We start from the raw sequence: 1,923 nt of genomic DNA on the forward strand, positions 1-1,923 counted from the left end.
AATGATAGATACTCTGTTATGGGACGCTTACAGTTTGAGTGAGGACCTCATTTCCTCTTCGGCAAACACCCCAAAGCAGAGCTCACAGGTTTTCCTGTAAACTCTGCTTTATTTTTTTGATTAGATAGATGATCAAGTTGGGTTTTCCTATCTACGGGCTCTTACTTACTTCAACTAAGGACTATTTAGTAATCCCCCGAACCCCCGATGATTTTAGAGGATATAGAAGATTGAATAGACACTCTTATTTACTAAACACATGAAATTTTTATCATCATTTATGGTACGCATGCCCATTGATAATTCTAAACGCTCGATAAATTTGCTCGACCAACACTAAACGCATCAATTGATGTGGCAAAGTAATGCGCCCGAAACTAACACTCAAATCGGCCCGTTGTTTTAATTCTTCTGCTAGTCCAAGAGACCCACCAATAATAAAGGTCACTTTACTATGACCATAGGTCGCATAGTTTTCCAAGGTATTGGCTAATTCTTCAGAGGTTATTAATTGCCCTTCAATTGCTAAAACAATCACTTTGCGGTTCGCATCTATTCGAGCACTAATCTTCTCGGCTTCTTTACTTAAAACCAACTGGATTTCATTATCACTCATTGACTCAGCAGTAGCTTCATCAGGCACTTCGAATATTTTAACTTGAGCGTAATTTCCTAATCTTTTAATATATTCAGCAATACCCTGTTTCAAATATTTTTCTTTTAATTTACCAACACAAATTATTTCAATATTCATTTGATCACCTTCAATCTTTTCATAATAATCATAGCATTTATTGAAAATATTTTGTATCATTATACTATCGAATGATACATTTGAATGGAGGAAATATTTTGAAACCCACAATTATTGGTGTTTTAGGATTAGGTGTCTTTGGAAGAACTATCGCAAAACAACTTGGCCGTTTTGGCCGTGAGGTAATTGTTGTTGACAAAGACCAACATAACATTGATTTAGTAGCCGATGATGTCACAACAGCCACCATCGGAGACTTTACCGATTATGATTTATTAGAAGATATTGGTATCGCTAATTGTGATGCAGTAGTTGTCGCAACGGGTACTAATTTGGAAAGTGCGGTCCTTGCAGTCATGCACTGTAAACGATTAGGCGTACCTCATATTATTGCCAAAGCACACAGTGCTGTTTTTGAACAAGCCTTAAAAGAATTGGGAGCAACTAAAATTATTTCACCTGAACGTGATTCAGGTAAACGTTTATCTTCTCAACTATTGAGAACTCATATCGGAGAAGTATTGTCACTGGATGATAACACTTCAATCGTTGAATTCTCTGTTCCGGATAAATGGGTCGGCAAATCAATCTTAGCTTTAGAATTACGTAAAAACTACGACATGAACGTCATCGGGTATCGCCCATACAAAGGCGCAAAAATGACTTCAACTTTAAATATTCAAACACCGATTGAAAACGGAATGATTTTTGTGGCGATTACGGATTCGCATCGATTTGAAGAACATGATTATTTAGATCGTATTAATTAAAATCTATTAATCATCAATATTTCCTATTACTAGCCATAAGGTTTTATGTTAAAAATAATATATGATACGCTCATTTTATGATGATTTTTTATTTATCAACAGGAGTTATGCACAGAAATTGTGGATAACTCTTTTTATTGTCAAAAACCTTTATAAAGCTTGATGCATCATTATTTTCATGTTAACGAAATAGTTACTATTTACAAACTAAGCTTATCAACATAGGAATCTAGTTATCAACAGTTTTCTGTGCATAAGTGTGTGGATAGGTGGTGAAATTAATTATAATTTATTTTTGAACTATCATTATAATTGTTTTTTTGGTATACATTGATCATAAATATATAAAAATGACAGGCCAAAGGCCTGAACTGACCCCCTAAAGTTGGACCAAGAAAA

Annotated in this window: 2 protein-coding genes; one reads left to right on the forward strand and one right to left on the reverse strand. The window is 34.5% G+C overall.

Translation table 11 applies throughout. The features are described from left to right. Nucleotides 1–274 precede the first annotated feature (274 nt). Nucleotides 275–754, reverse strand: a complete 480-nt coding sequence (gene rlmH / locus HMPREF2811_RS09365) for a 23S rRNA (pseudouridine(1915)-N(3))-methyltransferase RlmH (RefSeq protein WP_071409100.1) — start codon at nt 752–754, stop codon at nt 275–277. Nucleotides 755–852: 98 nt separating this feature from the next. On the opposite strand from rlmH, the gene HMPREF2811_RS09370 reads away from it, so the two are divergent. Next, nucleotides 853–1,524: a potassium channel family protein gene (locus HMPREF2811_RS09370; RefSeq protein ID WP_071409101.1), complete on the forward strand. Its 672-nt coding sequence runs from the start codon at nt 853–855 to the stop codon at nt 1,522–1,524. The last annotated feature ends 399 nt before the right edge of the window (nt 1,525–1,923 follow it).

It is taken from the genome of Globicatella sp. HMSC072A10, from assembly GCF_001811625.1.
Lineage (GTDB): Bacteria > Bacillota > Bacilli > Lactobacillales > Aerococcaceae > Globicatella > Globicatella sanguinis.